The sequence below is a fragment of the Gammaproteobacteria bacterium genome, assembly GCA_009838035.1.
Classification (GTDB): Bacteria; Pseudomonadota; Gammaproteobacteria; order Steroidobacterales; family Foliamicaceae; genus Foliamicus.
Map to the genome: position 1 here is coordinate 1 of VXSK01000018.1, position 15371 is coordinate 15371.

17 protein-coding genes, 3 tRNA genes and 1 rRNA gene are annotated in these 15371 nt (G+C 60.2%); 4 read left to right on the top strand and 17 right to left on the bottom strand.

The window, feature by feature from the left end; translation table 11 throughout:
- The 12 genes from F4Y72_08215 to F4Y72_08270 all read right to left on the bottom strand — a co-directional run.
- A 16S ribosomal RNA gene (locus F4Y72_08215) occupies positions 1 to 338 on the bottom strand; the annotation flags it as partial.
- 218 nt (positions 339 to 556) lie between these two features.
- Entirely contained in the window at positions 557 to 1771 is a 1215-nt protein-coding gene (locus tag F4Y72_08220) for a tyrosine--tRNA ligase (protein MXZ28275.1), read from the bottom strand.
- A gap of 24 nt (positions 1772 to 1795) precedes the next feature.
- The gene (locus F4Y72_08225; GenBank protein MXZ28276.1) at positions 1796 to 2194 is read right to left on the bottom strand and encodes a type II toxin-antitoxin system VapC family toxin; all 399 of its coding nucleotides are present in this window, start codon (positions 2192 to 2194) and stop codon (positions 1796 to 1798) included.
- A complete protein-coding gene (locus F4Y72_08230) occupies positions 2172 to 2417 on the bottom strand; it encodes an AbrB/MazE/SpoVT family DNA-binding domain-containing protein (protein MXZ28277.1) in 246 nt (81 codons plus the stop codon). Before F4Y72_08230 ends, F4Y72_08225 begins: the two co-directional genes overlap by 23 nt.
- 324 nt (positions 2418 to 2741) lie before the next feature.
- Positions 2742 to 2818 (bottom strand) — tRNA-Leu (locus tag F4Y72_08235).
- Positions 2819 to 2936: 118 nt separating this feature from the next.
- Positions 2937 to 3011: transfer RNA gene (locus tag F4Y72_08240), tRNA-Leu, on the bottom strand.
- 358 nt (positions 3012 to 3369) lie between these two features.
- Positions 3370 to 3441: transfer RNA gene (locus F4Y72_08245), tRNA-Gly, on the bottom strand.
- A gap of 1104 nt (positions 3442 to 4545) precedes the next feature.
- Positions 4546 to 5226 carry a YggS family pyridoxal phosphate-dependent enzyme gene (locus F4Y72_08250; protein ID MXZ28278.1) on the bottom strand — a complete coding sequence of 227 codons (681 nt, stop codon included), beginning with the start codon at positions 5224 to 5226 and terminating at the stop codon, positions 4546 to 4548.
- A gap of 22 nt (positions 5227 to 5248) precedes the next feature.
- Positions 5249 to 6790 carry a TonB-dependent receptor gene (locus F4Y72_08255; GenBank protein ID MXZ28279.1) on the bottom strand — a complete coding sequence of 514 codons (1542 nt, stop codon included), beginning with the start codon at positions 6788 to 6790 and terminating at the stop codon, positions 5249 to 5251.
- A 238-nt stretch (positions 6791 to 7028) separates the two neighbouring features.
- Positions 7029 to 7217: a hypothetical protein gene (locus F4Y72_08260; protein MXZ28280.1), complete on the bottom strand. Its 189-nt coding sequence runs from the start codon at positions 7215 to 7217 to the stop codon at positions 7029 to 7031.
- Positions 7218 to 7308: 91 nt separating this feature from the next.
- Entirely contained in the window at positions 7309 to 7506 is a 198-nt protein-coding gene (locus F4Y72_08265; GenBank protein ID MXZ28281.1) for a hypothetical protein, read from the bottom strand.
- An 18-nt stretch (positions 7507 to 7524) separates the two neighbouring features.
- Positions 7525 to 8520, bottom strand: coding sequence for an IS1595 family transposase (locus tag F4Y72_08270; protein ID MXZ28282.1), 996 nt, complete (start codon positions 8518 to 8520; stop codon positions 7525 to 7527).
- A gap of 257 nt (positions 8521 to 8777) precedes the next feature.
- On the opposite strand from F4Y72_08270, the gene F4Y72_08275 reads away from it, so the two are divergent.
- Genes F4Y72_08275 through F4Y72_08285 form a run of 3 tightly spaced genes read left to right on the top strand, consistent with a single transcriptional unit; the run spans position 8778 to position 9925 of the window.
- Positions 8778 to 9485, top strand: a complete 708-nt coding sequence (locus tag F4Y72_08275; protein MXZ28283.1) for a hypothetical protein — start codon at positions 8778 to 8780, stop codon at positions 9483 to 9485.
- A gap of 2 nt (positions 9486 to 9487) precedes the next feature.
- Complete coding sequence (locus tag F4Y72_08280; protein ID MXZ28284.1) at positions 9488 to 9697, top strand: hypothetical protein; 210 nt, start codon at positions 9488 to 9490, stop codon at positions 9695 to 9697.
- A 3-nt stretch (positions 9698 to 9700) separates the two neighbouring features.
- The gene (locus tag F4Y72_08285; GenBank protein MXZ28285.1) at positions 9701 to 9925 is read left to right on the top strand and encodes a hemagglutinin; all 225 of its coding nucleotides are present in this window, start codon (positions 9701 to 9703) and stop codon (positions 9923 to 9925) included.
- A 30-nt stretch (positions 9926 to 9955) separates the two neighbouring features.
- Here the strand turns inward: F4Y72_08285 and F4Y72_08290 are convergent, their stop codons facing one another.
- The 5 genes from F4Y72_08290 to F4Y72_08310 are packed head-to-tail and all read right to left on the bottom strand — an operon-like array spanning position 9956 to position 14464.
- Positions 9956 to 11245 carry a TonB-dependent receptor plug domain-containing protein gene (locus tag F4Y72_08290; protein ID MXZ28286.1) on the bottom strand — a complete coding sequence of 430 codons (1290 nt, stop codon included), beginning with the start codon at positions 11243 to 11245 and terminating at the stop codon, positions 9956 to 9958.
- Positions 11242 to 12255 (bottom strand): 4Fe-4S dicluster domain-containing protein, encoded by a 1014-nt coding sequence (locus tag F4Y72_08295; protein ID MXZ28287.1) that lies wholly within the window; start codon positions 12253 to 12255, stop codon positions 11242 to 11244. The genes F4Y72_08290 and F4Y72_08295 overlap by 4 nt, the downstream gene beginning before the upstream one ends.
- Entirely contained in the window at positions 12252 to 12464 is a 213-nt protein-coding gene (locus F4Y72_08300) for a hypothetical protein (protein ID MXZ28288.1), read from the bottom strand. Before F4Y72_08300 ends, F4Y72_08295 begins: the two co-directional genes overlap by 4 nt.
- Before the next feature lie 37 nt (positions 12465 to 12501).
- On the bottom strand, positions 12502 to 13602 hold the full coding sequence (locus tag F4Y72_08305; GenBank protein MXZ28289.1) for an anhydro-N-acetylmuramic acid kinase: 1101 nt from the start codon (positions 13600 to 13602) through the stop codon (positions 12502 to 12504).
- 10 nt (positions 13603 to 13612) lie between these two features.
- Positions 13613 to 14464, bottom strand: a complete 852-nt coding sequence (locus F4Y72_08310) for a dihydroorotate dehydrogenase electron transfer subunit (GenBank protein ID MXZ28290.1) — start codon at positions 14462 to 14464, stop codon at positions 13613 to 13615.
- A gap of 35 nt (positions 14465 to 14499) precedes the next feature.
- Between F4Y72_08310 and F4Y72_08315 the strand changes: the two genes are divergently transcribed.
- Positions 14500 to 15360 (top strand): DUF1838 domain-containing protein, encoded by an 861-nt coding sequence (locus F4Y72_08315; GenBank protein MXZ28291.1) that lies wholly within the window; start codon positions 14500 to 14502, stop codon positions 15358 to 15360.
- The last annotated feature ends 11 nt before the right edge of the window (positions 15361 to 15371 follow it).

Consider the following 15371-nt stretch of genomic DNA (forward strand, 5'->3'; position numbering starts at 1 on the left):
GAGTCTGGGCCGTGTCTCAGTCCCAGTGTGGCTGATCATCCTCTCAGACCAGCTACGGATCGTTGCCTTCGTGAGCCGTTACCTCACGAACTAGCTAATCCGACTTGGGCTCATCCGTCAGCGGGAGCTTTCAAGAAGAGGCCCCCTTTCTTCCATGGAACGTATGCGGTATTAGCCCGAGTTTCCCCGGGTTATTCCCCACTGTCGGGCAGATTCCCAAGTGTTACTCACCCGTCCGCCACTCTACTAGCCCTCCGAAGAGGACGTTCGCGTTCGACTTGCATGTGTTAAGCATGCCGCCAGCGTTCAATCTGAGCCAGGATCAAACTCTTCAATTAAGTATCTTTTGAGCTTGAGTCCTGCGCTTTTGTATGTGTACAAGTACACAGGTCTCTCGCGCGGTCCCGTCAGGGACCCGGAACGCGAGTTCCCACACACAAACTTGTCGCCTGTTGAAAAAGAACCGCCGCCAGGTGCCTTTCGGAAAGGCTTTCGCCGGACGGCGTGCCGGGTTAGTCCCGGCGGATCGGCAATTATAGTCCGGCCGATTGGGCAGTCAAGATGAAGAAGCTGTTTCTATACTCACGCGTGCGAAGCGCCGCTTGCCCACCTGAAGAACGCTTGAGCTGCCGGCCGGCACGACCATGGAGCGGTCGCTGACACGCTCTCCGTCCAGTCGCACGGCGCCCTGCGCGATGAGCCGCATCGCCTCGGCATTCGAAGCCGCCAGGCCGGCGCGGCGGACCAGTTCGCCCAGCGGCACGCCTGCATCGCCGCCCGCGATCGTGACTTCGGGCATGTCTTCGGGCGTTTCTCCAAGCCGGTGACGCCGGGAGAAATCCTCGGCCGCCTGATTCGCCGCGCCATCGCCGTGAAAGCGCGCCGTGAGTTCGTGCGCAAGCGCCATCTTCGCATCGCGCGGATTGCCGCCCGTTTCCACGCTGGCACGAAGTTCGTCCAGTTCGGACTGTGTGCGAAGGCTCAGCAGGTCCAGGTAGCGCCACATCAATTCGTCGGATACTGACATGAGCTTCCCGTACATCTCCGCCGGCGGATCCATGATCGCGATGTGATTGCCGAGCGACTTGGACATCTTCTGAACGCCGTCGGTTCCTTCCAGAAGCGGCAGAGTCAGAACGATCTGCGAAGGCTGGCCATGCTCGGCCTGGATCTGCCGGCCGAGCAGCAGGTTGAAAGTCTGGTCCGTGCCGCCGAGCTCCACATCGGCCTCCAGCGCCACCGAGTCGTAGCCCTGGGCAACCGGGTACATGAACTCGTGCAGGCCGATCGGGTTGCCCTCGCCGAAACGCTTCTTGAAGTCGTCGCGCTCCAGCATGCGCGCCAGCGTGCGCTTGCCCGCCAGCCGAACCAGGTCCGCCGCGCTGAGACGGTTCATCCAGGTCGAGTTGAACTCGACGCGCGTGAGTTCGGGATCCAGCACTCGGTGCACCTGTTCAGCGTAGGTGGCGGCATTCTCCTTAAGCTTTTCCCCGGTCAGTGTGGGACGCGCCTTGCTGCGTCCCGAAGGGTCCCCGATCATCCCGGTGAAATCGCCGATCAGGAAGATCACCTCGTGCCCGAAGTCCTGGAACTGGCGCATCTTGGTGAGGATCACCACATGCCCGAGGTGCAGGTCCGGCGCCGTGGGATCGAACCCGCACTTCACCCGCAGCGGCCTGTCTTCGCGCAGCCGCTCCAACAGCTCCTCCTCGCGAACCAGGTCCACCACGCCGCGGCGCAGTTCCCTCAATTGCCGTTGGGGCGAACTCATGGCGCGAGAATATACGAAATGCGCTTACAAGCGTTGCGCTTCCGACAGGGAAGCCATTCTTCGGTCGAGCGTCAAGGTCTCCAGGCCAACGCGCGAATAGTCATCTGCGATAAGGCGGTCAAACAAGCCGGGGCCCTGTGTCGCCGAAAGGGCGTCGATCGCGGATCGACCGTTCAGTGGAGCAACCAACCCACTTTGCAGGACGTCAAGCAAGGCAGTACGCACATCACCCCTGGTAACGCCATAGTGATGCTGCACCGCAACATAGGCCTCGCCGATAACCTGATTGGAAGCAAGAATCTCGCCATCGTGATTGCCCACCAGAGTGCTGAGCCTAGTGACGCAATATTCGAATTCGTCTTCCGGATCCCTCGTCAGTAAACGCACGAGAATGGAGGTATCAATCCCGAAGCGCTGGGGCATAGGCCTGCTCCCTGAACTCCTGCAGATCAAAAGTCCCCATTCCGCGGCGGATCTTGCCGTGTAGCGTGCCCAGGCGGGAATGGTCTATCCGCTTCGGCTTCAGAATAAAGCCGTCGGCACCTTCGTGCAGTTCCAGGCGATCGCCGGCACCGACGCCCAGCGCATCCAGCACGCGGGCCGGGAAAGTAACTTGCCTCTTTGATGTGATCTTGACGATCATCATGCATCTCCTTACCAAAACCTTACTTCAGTAAGGCAACCGAATCAAGTACTTTATTGCCCGTGATGATGCGGTTACTACGATGAGCGAACTTAAGTAGCCATTCGAGCAGTGATTCAAGTACCCGACAAATTTCCCGCTGGTCTATCGACAAATTACCTGCTACGCATTGCAAATCAGGATTGGCGTGTCCATCGAATTCGTTGCAGGGGAACTCTGAAAAAGAGGATTGTGTGATTGTAGTGTCTGGTGCGCGGCCTCCGATTCGAACGGAGAAACGAGTCGTTTTGAGCGACCCAGGTATACCGATTCCCATCAGCCGCGCGCTGGTGCGGACCCCCGGACTCGAACCGGGACGCCAGCGGGTTTAAGCCGCCGAGGTATACCGTTCCCGTCAGATCCGCGTGTCATTTAATGGCCGCCCTCCGATTCGAACGGAGAAACGCCTGGTTCTTGGCCAGGCAGGTATGCCAATTCCCGTCAGACGGCCACAGGGGTGCTCTGGCCCGCTATTGAATTCGGTAGCCGCCCCTGGATTCGAACCAGGAAACACCTGTTTCTGAGACAGGCAGGTATGCCAATTCCCGTCAGACGGCCTTGTGTATGGAAACGGTTGAGACTACGCCGTTTCCCGGCCGCGCTTTGGCGGGAGTACCGACCACCTTGCGTGTGGCGGCCGTTGCCCGTGTGTCCACGGCGGCCCGGCCGAAGCCGGCGCCGCCGTAAGCGGCCATGACTGCCTTTTTGAGAGTGTGGCGGTTCACTCGTCCCGCGCGCCTAATCGGCGGTTCACGTACCGTGAGCCTCGCAGGCTCCGAATGGGGGCTACCCAACCGTGCGATGTTCCGCCAAGGGCTTTCCGCTTGCGGCTTCCGGCCCGCCGGATTGCCCGAAGGCTCCGGCCTTAAGCCACTTTCAGCGCGCGCCGGGGCGCGTCTTTGCGTTTCATCCTAAAAGCGAATTGCCGGACTCGAACCGGCGCCTATCGCCTGGCATGCGATTGCTCTACCAACTAAGCCAAAAACGCGAATCCCCACTTCGGCGTGCGCGCCCCGGTCGCTTCGCCGCCTTTTGGGCCACGAAATACGACACGCCGACTGTCTTTCGCCTACCGGTTACTCGACCGAATGCAAGGACGCTGGCTTGCCGCCAGAACCCCGGCACTCTGCACGCGGGCGCTCGCTTGTAAGGCTCGCACTGCCGCGCACTACCCGTTGCCCTTCACGGTTGGCGATGTCGGTTTCGCGGATTGCGCCACCACGCGTTCTCTCACGGGCCCGCATTCCCAACCGGAGCTGGTGCGTAAGCCCGATACTTCCGCGCATCGCTTGTGCCGCTATCCCCGCCGCTTTCCAGCGAGGACAGGAGGGCCGGGCTTGCCTGGACGGACCGAACACGAAAGTCCGGCGAGACGCCATGGGGAGCGCCCCTTTCCCGCCGTCGCCGACGATTATCCGGCGCCAGGCCGCCATCCCGCTCCGGCCGAAGCCGAAGGGGGTTTTCCGTTCGGCCGAAGCCGAAAGGACGAATCAGGGTGTCCGGACAGGCGCGCAGGCGCGCGCCGAAGGAACCCGCGGCCGCCTCGCCCGACGCGAAGCGCTGCCCCGACACAACACACAATCCCCGTTGTCAAAGAACATCCAACAAGGCAACAAAAAAGCCCTGGCGGTTTTCGAACCGACCAGAGCTTTTCGGGCTGATCCGGAAGGTTCGGTTTGCAAGCCTTCCAGACCCGTTGTCATCAGAAGGCTAACGCATGTAATCCTCGCAATTGATTCCATGCCATTCCACGAGCATGCGGCTCGTCCGCAGGGTCTCCGCCCCTGCGAGCGCGCCGCCCGCGCATAACTGGCGTTGTCTGGTTTTCGATTGCATGGGGCGCGTAGTTTACCTCCACATTGCAATGTGTCAAGCACAATTTTCAGACGAAGGAAGAATATGCGAGCTTGCCAATGGCAAGGACATGATTGCCGAGAGCGCAAGGCCGTTCTATAACCGATAAATTACCCGTTGGTTCGTCTTTAATTTGCCCGTTACTTTTTCTATAAATTGCCCCTTACGTCTTGCAATTGAGGGACCGCAGAGGCGTACACAGAGTTGGGTGGCCGCTCCCGTTACGGGGGTGGTTTTCTTAGCGTTGCGGGCGGGGGCCGAAGAGGGCGGTGCCGACGCGCACGAGGGTGGCGCCGCATTCGACGGCGGTTTCGAGGTCGGCGGTCATGCCCATGGACAGCGTGTCCAGGTTCAGGCCTGCTTGATTGAGCCGGTCGAACAGAGAACGAAGGTTGGAATAGGCTTCGCGCGGCGCATCGGGCATCGGGATTCCCATCAGGCCGCGCAGCCTGAGGCGTGGCTGCGCACGTATCAGTTCCGCCAGTTGCGCTACCTGCTCCGGGGGCAGCGCGGGACGGGTGTCTTCCGGTTGCATCCGGACCTGTATGCACGTATTCAAAGGCGGTGCATCTTCCGGCCGCTGTGTGGCAAGCCGCAGGACGATGCGTTCGCGAATCGCGGTATGCACCCAGTCGAAATGCTCCGCTATCAGGCGCGTCTTGTTCGACTGCAACTGGCCGATGAAGTGCCAGGTGCCGCCGGGCCCGACTTCGCCCATCTTGGCGATCGCTTCCTGGGCGAAGTTTTCGCCGAAGTCGGTCAGGCCCGCCCCATGGCCGGCAAGCACGGCGTCCTTGCCATGGGCCTTGGTGACGGCGAGGATCCGGATTTCGTCCGAGCGCCGGCCGGAGCGAATCGCGGCGCTTGCGATTCGTGTCCTGACTGTTTTCAGCCGAGCGGCGATGGCAGCGTTGCTCATGCGTTGCTCTGCCCGGGGCCCGTCAGAAGAACGAGACTCCCAATTGCGCGTAAAACAGCCGGCCCTGCCAGGGCACGATGGAGTCGCTGCGGTAAATTCGGCCGCAGCAGACCTCGAACTGGCCCGGGTCGGGGTAGTTGTCCAGGATGTTCTCGGCCCCGATCCGGAGCGTATAGCGCTCGCGCAGCGTGAAGGCCGCTTCAAGATCCAGCAGCACTTCCGCCCCGAATTTCTGCACCCGCTCCAGGGCCGCCGTGCTCGCGTTGCTGTATTCCCCGAAATAGCGGGCGCGCAACAGTACATCGGACAGCCCCCAGCCGTGCCTGAGCGTTAGCGCGCCGCGAACCGACGGACTGCCCTCTTCAATGTCGTGCCGGGCTTCGTCGTCCACGAACTTCCCAGTATCCGCAAACCGGGTCCGGTTGAAGTTGAAGGCCGCCTGCAGGGAAGTGGCGCCAAGCCGCCAGTCGAATCCGCCCGTGACGACCAGATCGACCCCGCTGGTTTCCGTGGCCACATCGTTGATGAAGAACCGTACCCGGGAGATGTCGTTGGCGCCCGGAACTCCAAGCGCGATCAACCGGGCAGCCTGTTCCGGGTTCACGGTGAACTGGGATGACATCACGGTGCGATCGTCCAGCCGGATGCGATAGTAGTCGAGCGTAAGTCCGAACCCGGCAGGCGATCGGGCGGCCAGGCCCAGCGTGACGGAGTGCGAGTGTTCGGGGCCGAGTGGCGAGGCGCCGAACAGCCCGGCGGCGGGATGGTCCGGCGGGAAAACGCCCTCGGACCTGGGAATGCCGTTCGCGTCGATACGGGTCGAGACCACCGTGGTGGAAATCTGGGCGGGTGTGGGCGCCCGGAAACCGGAACCGGCCGAGCCGCGCAGGTTGACGCTGTCGTTCAACCGATAGCGCGCAGCCACTTTCCAGGTCGCCACGTCGCCGAAGTCCTGGAAGTCCTCGTAACGCCCGGCCACCTCCAGCAGCCACCAGTCCGTCAGGTCCGCCGCGAAATCCACATAGGCGGCATGGCTGCCGCGGCTGCGGCGCGAAGCGAAGCCCGGGGGGTAGCCGGGGAAGCCGTTCGAGCCTATAGGCACCGCATTGTTGACCGGATCGCCTGCGGGACAGAGCCGGCCGATCGCTTCAAATCCGGGAATACGGCACTCCACCATGGTCAGATCATCGTCCGGGTCGGCGTCCACCTCCGCCTGAGTGACTTCCAGGTTGAACGGATCGGGCACGCCGAAGGGCCCCACCTCATAGGACCTGGGGTCGCCCGCTTCAATGCGATAGCTCTCGTCGCGGTATTCGAATCCGAAGGCGACATTCACCGGGCTGGCCAGATTACCGATGTCCCACGGCCATACGAAATCGGCGTTGACCGCCAGCTCGTCGTTGACCAGCGCTCCCGGCCGGAAACGGGTGGGCGTGTCGGGGCCAAGCGATGGATTGAGGGTGTTTTCAATGGGAATTATGTAGAAAAGTGCCGAAGCGACTAAATAACTAAGTGACTCGAGAATTTCAAGGATGTGAATTTTGCGATAGACCCACCGGTACAAAAACCAGACTCAATCAATGCCCTATGCCGATTAAGGGCAGCGTAAGAAGCATTGATCATTGTATTGCCCGAATTGTCGCTGCTCTGAATGCCGCCAATATTCACACCATCGCGAGTTGCTGCGGGCACGGCAGTCTGTACGGCAACATCGCATTAGAGGACGGTCGAGTATTGGTAATTTTGCCTAGAGCGCCAAACTCATTGAAGGAATGGAGCGAAGTTCAGCAAGGATCTATGCTTCAACCAATATGACATTCGGGAGAGCAATGCCAGCATCCGTCTGAAGGTATCAACTCAAGTTCCTCGGCCTTCATAACTGCCAACTCGCAATCGTCAAAATACCCCAAGTTCACTCGATTCTCAGCATCTGGAAGGTACTTACATCCTTTCTTGTGAACTTCAAAATATTTGCCGTCGGTTTTTTCAATATGAGCGTAATAGAAATGACCTTCAGTCAATATTGGTCCCTCCTGAAACGCCACTATTTTACTAGCACGTATGGAACAAACTGATTTCGAATTACGGTTCTGACTGCTTGGTATTTTTCGGCCTCACTGGTTGAGCCAGTATCTCCACGGCTTTTTCAAACGACATCGACACCCGCATATCTTCTTCCAGTTCGGCTTTACTTGGTTGGTAGTCCGATGCCGCGATATTCACGATACGCGGTTTAGTATCTGTATTGACAGATTGGTTCTTATCTGATTGTTTCCTCATTCCTGTTATTCCTTATATTCAAGCCGCCCTTGCTCCTGACGGCAGACCATTGTCAGCAATCAGGCTATCGTATTTGAGCCGTTTATGTTCCATACCCGACAACACCGTTTCAATAATTTCCCGAGTATCCAACTCGCGCAGATTATGACGGGCCGAGAATTCCTGGACGTATCGGTCAAGATGCTTCGGGCTCATCTTGTGGAATGTTCCTTTATGGGCCCGTTTCAGCATTGACCAGAAACTCTCGATACCGTTGGTATGGATATTGCCATTCACGTATTCAGACACGCTATGTTTTACTGTGCCGTGATTGAAAGGCAGTCCAGTGTATGCCTTTGCTTCATCGGTATATACGGTTGATCCTTCCTCGGCGTGTTCCGCCACAAATCCCTGTAACGTGGCAGCATCAGTCCTGGATACCACCTTCGCAGTGACCTTGTTGCTTTCTCGGTTCTTCAATCCAGCAACGGCGGTTTTGCCAACAGTTCCTCGGCCTTCCAACTGCTTGCGCTTGGAATTGTGCATTCGGTCTCGCTTGCCTCCAAAGTAGGTTTCGTCCACCTCGATCGGACCTGAGAACTTCGCGGCCTTTTCAGTCAACGCGGTCCTGATCCTGTGAGCCAGGAACCACGCGCTTCGCTGGTTGATGTTCAGGTCCCGATGTAACTTCATACTGGATACGCTCTTCAGTGAAGTCGTCATTTGATACGTAGCGATCATCCAAGCCTGAAATCCCAACTTGGAACCTTCCATAACAGTGCCTGTCTTGGCGCTGAAACGCTTGGCGCATTCTTTCTCGCGGCAGCGGAAAGGCATCGTCTTGTGCTTGGCCCCTGTCTGAACATTGATAGAACCACAATGAGGGCAGTTAACTCCGTTCGGCCAACGCTTATTCACAAACCACTTCTCCGCCGCATCATCGTCAGGGAACATCCTCATAATTTCAATCAGTGATATGCCCTTTCTCTCTGATTTACCTGGTGATTTCTTAGTCATCATACTTTCTCCATTCATAGTTATATTTTACAGTAGAGTGCCGAAAAGTCAAGGTTTTTTAGTGGACTATTGACATCATTATTCGGTTCGGCGAAGATCAGCAATGTGAAATTCTCAGTGATCCGCATCGTCGGGTTACCTGCTGAATAAGCCGTTGCCCGTCGAGGACTGATCCCCTTGACCAGGCCAATAGGCAGGAATATCTCTGTCACTGAGAATTTCACAATGGCCCGACACCTATGTGTCGGTTTTGTGAAGTGACAGAGGAATGGATTATGAAATCACTGCGATATCTGGCGTTGGTCGGAATCATCATTACAACGACCGCGACAGGACAGGAATACGACTACGAGAGATGCGCGTCTATCGGTCGGTCCACGGGAGAATTCAAAGAGTATATGTGGTGTTTGGATCGGTTGGATGCCAGGGATAAAGGCAAGAAATACTGGAGGACTCCTACGCCGAATGATCCGACATACAAACATAGAGTGTCCGCAAGATTGGCCGAAGAAGAAAAGAAACGGATAGCGGAGGAACCTAAACGGCGGGAAGAATGGCGTGAGGACCGAGCTAGACATCGCGAAGAGGAAGCTAGACGGTGGCAGATGGACCCTAGAAGGTATGCCTCCGACGTAAGCAAGGGACGAGAAAGTTACGAGAAATCTCGAATCGCTTTTGCTCAATTGATAAACAACGGAGGAGCAGGTCATTGGTCAGATGACGTACGTCTCAATACTTGGTGGTATGGAGGCAATATGGTGGCGAACTATCAGGAATGGGAACAGGCCGTAAACGAGGAACGAGATTTCAGAGAAGAGCAAGGACTAGATAACCCGCAATACGAAAGGAACATTCGGAATCTTAATAAGGCCAAACATACCTATTCCAATTTGCTGGAGAAAGCCATAGATCAGGCGGAGGCTGAGGGATACGATGCGCCTGAGGGGATTATAGAAATAATTTCAGAAAGGGAGGAATCGTAGTCGTGGAACTGAAAATTATTGATTTGGGCAAAGAACATTCTCAGCCGCTCGTAAATATTCTGGAAGAATATAAGTCAGCACTGGCCACGACTTTGTCCAGTATGAAAGGCCTTGAAGCAATCACGAAGGCAAAGGAGGAACTTCGTGAGGCCGTATCAGAACAATTGAACGACTTGGGAAATTATGTCGATAAGTTGTTCGAGGAGGAATAAATAATGAATGAGGAATTTGAAGCGCTCGAAAAACGAGTAAAGGAACTGGAAAAACGAATGGATGATGTAGATGAGAAATTTGATAAACTGGGCGAGAACATTGCCAAGGCGTTTAAGAAGGTATTTTGGGGTGACGACTATTGGGTTGGAATGGCCGAGCAAATGAAGAATCTTGGCAGAATTGTGGAATTGCTGGAAGAGTTGAATCAGAAGAACAATAAGGATTAGTTATTGATTTTTGGGTGTTTCGGCACTTTTCTACATAATTCCCTTTTCAATGAAGTAGGCGATCCGGTCGTATCCATACCCGGCCGAAAGGTCGAAACTGAGATCCTGCCAGGCGCTGCCGGACAGGCCGATTGTGATCGCGTAGTCCATTACGTCGCCGGAAAACTGCGGGGTGAAGCCGGCCGGATACAGGCGGGCCCTCGGATCGTAGATCGTGCCGTCGGCCAGCCGAACCGGCAGTAGCTGGCTCACGCCCGCGCGGCGGTAGAAGAATCCCCCCGACTGATCCTTGTCGGCCCACGTGGCAAATCCATGCAGTTCGAGGCTGTCCGACAGCGGCAGGGAGGCGTTGGCCGAGGCCAGCAGTTGCCGGCGGTCCGGCTGGCCCCAGATCTGAGCCGGACTGCGAAATTCGCGATTGCCGCCCACGCCGGCGAAGTTGTCCGCGTAGCGACTGTCGAGATCGTCCGGCACGCCGTCGCTGCCGCGCGCCGCCTGCAGGACTTCGCCGGTGGGCGAATAGCGGTAGGTCAGGGCGTCGGGTCCGTAATAGGTAATGCCGTCCAGCGTGACCTGGTTGAGCGTGGCTTCCAGCGGCGTCTGGCCCGAGCCGGTAATCGTCAGGTCGTAGGGCTGCGAGCGGCTGGTGGGGGCCGAGTCGGAATACTGGCCGCTGAAGTTCAGAAAGCCGCCGTTCGGCAGGGCAAAACCGACGTTGCCTTCCAGCGTGAACTCTTCGCCATCCCCGTCACCGTAGCGACCGGAGCGGGCGCGCAGCTCGGCGCCCGTATCGGCCTGCTTGAGGTTGAAATTGATCACGCCCGCGATGGCGTCCGAACCGTACTGGGCGGACGCGCCGTCACGGAGCACCTCCATGGATTCGATAGCGATCGACGGAATGGCGCCGATGTCCGCGCCGTGGGCGCCGAACCCCCCCACCTGCATCAGCGCCGAGCGATGACGGCGCCTGCCGTTCATCAGCACCAGCGTGTGGTGGGTGTCCAGGCCGCGCATGTGCGTGGGCCTGATGAAACTCGCGCCGTCGGAAATCGGGTGCCGCCGCGCGGCGAACGACGGCACAATGGCGTTGATCACCTCGATCAGGTCCGACGAGTTGACGCTGGAGATTTCTTCCGCGCTGAACACGTCCACCGGCACCGCGGTATCGACCGCGGCCCGCTCGCGCCGCCGCGTGCCGATCGTCACGATCTCCTCGATCACCCGGGCTTCGGCGCTCTCGCCGCGCGCCTCCTGGGCGCCCGCGTTTGCGGCCATCAGCATCAGGAAAAGCGCGAGCCCCAGGAAATATGGCGCGTTCACGCTGCTCCCTGCGGATTGCGTGTTGCTGAGCCGCGGCGGCGTTTGGCCATCAGCTTTTCGACCAGTCTGGGGCCCTGGCCGGGGCGGCTCCAGGGGCAGACCTCGATGCAGATGGCGCAGCCGTGGGTTTTGACGAAATACGGGATGCACTTGTCGAAATCGACGTACCAGCGCTTCTCGCCGCGTATCCACTGCTTCTCGTTGAATATGGCGTCCGGCGGGCAATCGACCACGCAGCGCTTGCAGCCCATGCAAAGATCGTCGACGGCGATATCGACCGGTTCATCGAGAGCCAGGGGCAGGTCGGTGAGAACCGCGGCCAGGCGGAAGTTCGAGCCGTGCTCCTTGCTGATCATCGATCCGTGCTTGCCGAGCTGGCCCAGCCCGGCCGCGACCGCCAGCGGGATGTGCAGAATTTCGGTGCTGTTGGGGTTGCCATAGGCCTTGGCCGGCCAGCCCAGTCGGCGGATGTAGCGGCCCAGCCTGAGCGCAATGCGGGCGATCTCACGGTATGCCCGCATGACCTCCACGGCTGCCGTGTCCTGCGGCACATGCGCCATCTTGTCCTGGTCCATCGAAAGGCCAATGCAGATCGCCGTGCGGTAGGGTGCGGCGCGTCCCGAAAACACGGCCTCGTCGGTGACCGCCGCAATGCCCACCAAGTCCGCGCCGAAATCCCGGGCGGCCGCCTTTACGCGCTCGCTCATCGCCTCGGGATCCGCTTCGACCCGCCGCGACGCCACCGGACCGCTGCGCTTGCGCAATTGCCAGGCGTTGGCGACAACGTGCCGAACCACGCCCCATGGGTTGATCAGCCCGAAGAAGTCGTCCAGCGCCTGCCATTCCAGTTGCGCGTTACCGGCATTGTGAAACACGGCCGTTGCCTGGCGGAATTCGCGCTCGTCCAGGCCGTTGATCTCGTTGCCGGAACGTGGCGGCCTGAGGTAGCCGAAAGCGTATTCCGGCGGCGGGGGGTTGCTGGGGCGGATCCGGCCGTTAGCGAGACTCATCGTTCTTCGCCGCCGACGCCGTCCACCCAGTACACCCTGCCCTCGCGCTCGCAAGCACCGTAAGCTTTGCGCACATGCCGGCCGGCCGTGAAATAGAACCACAGCATGCCGAGTATTCGTCGCGCCAGCGCCCAGTCGCGCCGCCAGCGCGCCGTCAGACTCTGCGAATCCGCATCCGCATGGTCGACCGTTCTCAAGCTGCCGTTCATGGTCTTGCTATTCTTGCATCCGAGGCGCCGGGGGAGTTCAGGAGGGAAGGAAAACCCCGCCCAGCGGCAAGGCCCTGCTGGCCCCGGTGACCGCCGGTTCATTGCCCGGCTCGCGCAGCAGGCGGGCGCGGGCCAGGAGGGCGAATCCGGCCGCTTCCACCCAGTCCTGGTGTACGCCCCATGCCTCGGTCGTCACCAGGCTCGATTCCGGACAGTTTGCCGACAGCCGCTCCATCAGAAAGGAATTCGACGCTCCGCCGCCGCAGACGGCCAGCGCCGCGCCGGCGCAGGAGGCCTGTACCGCGCCGGCGATGCTGGCCGCGGTCAGTTCCAGCAGCGTCGCCTGCACGTCTTCGGGCGCCTTGTCCGAAATACCGGCCCGCTCCAGCCAGTGCAGATTGAAATATTCGGGTCCCGTGCTTTTCGGCGCAGGCGCGGAAAAATAGTCGTCCGCAAGCAGGCGCTCAAGCAGTCCCGCGTTAACCTGTCCCGATCTCGCCCACTGTCCGTTTTCGTCATACGCTTCCCCGCGGCAGGTGCGCGCCCAGGAATCGAGCAGCGTGTTTCCGGGCCCCGTGTCGTAACCCGTAACGCCGCCATCGCCGGCCAGGACGCTGAGATTGGCGATGCCCCCGATATTGACGACCGCCCGGGTCTCGCCGGAACGGCCGAACATCCATTGGTGAAACACGGGCGCCAGGGGCGCACCCTGTCCGCCCAGCGCCATGTCGGCGCTGCGGAAGTCGCCCACGGTAACCATGCCTGTGAGGGCCGCGATGCGCGCAGGCGACCCGATCTGCACGGTGTGCGGCAAGCGCGCGTCGGGTGCGTGCAAGAGAGTCTGGCCGTGGCTGCCGATCGCCTCGATCCGGTCGGGGTCGCAACGCGCACCATCGAGGAGCGCAAGGACGGCTTCGGCGAATACGGCCGCTATTTCGGCGTCCAACGCCGCGGCTTCCGCAAGCCCGCATTCCCCCTTGCTCCGGGCGGCAGCCCGCAAACGCACGGCAATCTCCTCCGGATAGGCGCCGGTGTGCGTCGCGGCCAGGCGCGGTTCCGGGCCCGAGCAATCCACCAGCGCAGCGTCCACGCCGTCCATGCTGGTTCCCGAAATCAGGCCGATAAAGAGCGGTCGCATTTCCCGAACCCTAGGACGGATAGATCCAGGTTGCGGGAAACACCGGCCCGTCCACGCAAACCCGCTTCATGGCCAGGCCGTCGGGCGTATGGGCTTCGACGGTGCATCCGGCACACCCGCCCACCGCGCAGGCCATGTATTCCTCCAGGCACAGCTCGGCATGGACGCCGAAATCCGCCGCCAGTTGCGCCGCGGCCTTCAGCATCGGTGTGGGCCCGCAGGCGTACACCGCCACTTCGGGCAGCCGCTCCCGCGGCAGAGCGTCCAGCCATTCGTGCGCCGTTTCGGTGAGGTTACCGCGATGGCAGCCTTCCAGGCCGGCGTTGCTGGCCAGGTGCGAAGGCACGCCCCACTGTTCGGCGCAACGCAAACGGTTCTCCTTGCCGTGCTTTTCCAGCGCAAACGGAAAAGGCAGCTCCGAACCCAGGAACAGCCGGGGGCTCCAATTGCCGTTTCCCGCCAGGCGCCGGGCCTGGAAGAGAACCGGCGGAATGCCCACTCCACCGCCCAGCAGGAGCACAATAGGGCGCGCTTCGGAAAGGGAAAAGCCGTGTCCGATCGGCCCCATGGAATGCAGCACGGACCCGGGTTCGGCGGCCGAAAGCAGGGTCAGTCCCTGCCCTCCGGTTTTGTACAGCAGTTCGATCCAGCCTTCGTCGGCATCGGCAAGCATGATCGACAGCGGCCGGCGCTGGAGCAGTTCCGAATCGCAGCGCAAATGCACGAAGCTGCCTGGCCGCGCCGCCGCGGCGCAGCGCGGCGTGCGGAGCCGGAGTCGGTACTGGCCTCCCGGATATTCCCGGTGCGACAGCACCTCGCCTTCCTCGACGAAGACTGGTGTCGTTTCACGCCCAGCGCGCATAATTTGTCCACTTGGGCAATAGGGTCATCAGGAATATGAATTGTGCATTGCCGCGACCGATTTGTCGCGCGCGACACCTACTCCACGCTGCCTGCGTTGCGATCGCCGCGGGACTTGCCGCCCCGACGGCGGCAGCGGAGTTTCCCGACGTGTCCGATCCACGGACCGCCATGGAGACCTGGTTGCGGCTCAAGGGCGATATCGCGGGCGGCGTGACTTACGAATGGGCCACCGGCACCGCGTATGGCGTACCCCAGGACGCGGACGGCGTCGCGCTGTTCTTGATCGAGAGCGTCACGATCAGGCAGTTTCGACGCCTGGCCGAAGACCTCTACGAAGAGCGCACGATCGCCTGCCGGCTCTACAGAGACGCGGTTTCCGGCGCGTTTATCGACGAGTTCGTCAATCCCCTGACCGGCAAACGGACCGAGCTCAGGATTCCGTGCGGGCCCGGCCAGCCGGTTCGCTATTCGCCCGAGCGCGTGGTCCTGCTGTTGGACGTGCCTTGGGAGAGTTCCATTCTGGATCGGCCGGTCATGCTTGAATTGCTGCGCGCCGGCGACGAAGTCATCATTCGGCGCAGGGCCTTCAGCGCGTTCACCCCAGCCGGCGGAAAGGTTCGGCGGGAACTGTCCATCGACACGTTCACGCTGCCTGCTGCGTCTCTCGCGGACCCGGGCATCACTTCCCTGGCCCCGTCGTACAGTTGGGACGCGGTCAGGGATTGGTCGGGATTTCTGGATATGGGGGACCTGCCCGGGCACATGTACTGGTCGGTGGTCGGCAAGAACTTTCGCCGCGCGGAAGAACTGCCGGCGGAATTTCGCGCCGAGCTGGAGGAACGCGATCCGGGCGTGCTTGAGCGGACGCCCGACTGGGAGGCCGGCCACGACTAGTGTCGAGCCCC

Coding starts and splice junctions, on each gene's coding strand:
- F4Y72_08305 (MXZ28289.1), bottom strand. CDS start 13,602: ATGCGACCGCTCTTTATCGGCCTGATTTCGGGAACCAGCATGGACGGC.
- F4Y72_08230 (MXZ28277.1), bottom strand. CDS start 2,417: ATGATGATCGTCAAGATCACATCAAAGAGGCAAGTTACTTTCCCGGCC.
- F4Y72_08250 (MXZ28278.1), bottom strand. CDS start 5,226: ATGAGCAACGCTGCCATCGCCGCTCGGCTGAAAACAGTCAGGACACGA.
- F4Y72_08270 (MXZ28282.1), bottom strand. CDS start 8,520: ATGAATGGAGAAAGTATGATGACTAAGAAATCACCAGGTAAATCAGAG.
- F4Y72_08295 (MXZ28287.1), bottom strand. CDS start 12,255: ATGAGTCTCGCTAACGGCCGGATCCGCCCCAGCAACCCCCCGCCGCCG.
- F4Y72_08275 (MXZ28283.1), top strand. CDS start 8,778: ATGAAATCACTGCGATATCTGGCGTTGGTCGGAATCATCATTACAACG.
- F4Y72_08310 (MXZ28290.1), bottom strand. CDS start 14,464: ATGCGCGCTGGGCGTGAAACGACACCAGTCTTCGTCGAGGAAGGCGAG.
- F4Y72_08265 (MXZ28281.1), bottom strand. CDS start 7,506: ATGAGGAAACAATCAGATAAGAACCAATCTGTCAATACAGATACTAAA.
- F4Y72_08220 (MXZ28275.1), bottom strand. CDS start 1,771: ATGAGTTCGCCCCAACGGCAATTGAGGGAACTGCGCCGCGGCGTGGTG.
- F4Y72_08315 (MXZ28291.1), top strand. CDS start 14,500: ATGAATTGTGCATTGCCGCGACCGATTTGTCGCGCGCGACACCTACTC.
- F4Y72_08300 (MXZ28288.1), bottom strand. CDS start 12,464: ATGAACGGCAGCTTGAGAACGGTCGACCATGCGGATGCGGATTCGCAG.
- F4Y72_08225 (MXZ28276.1), bottom strand. CDS start 2,194: ATGCCCCAGCGCTTCGGGATTGATACCTCCATTCTCGTGCGTTTACTG.
- F4Y72_08285 (MXZ28285.1), top strand. CDS start 9,701: ATGAATGAGGAATTTGAAGCGCTCGAAAAACGAGTAAAGGAACTGGAA.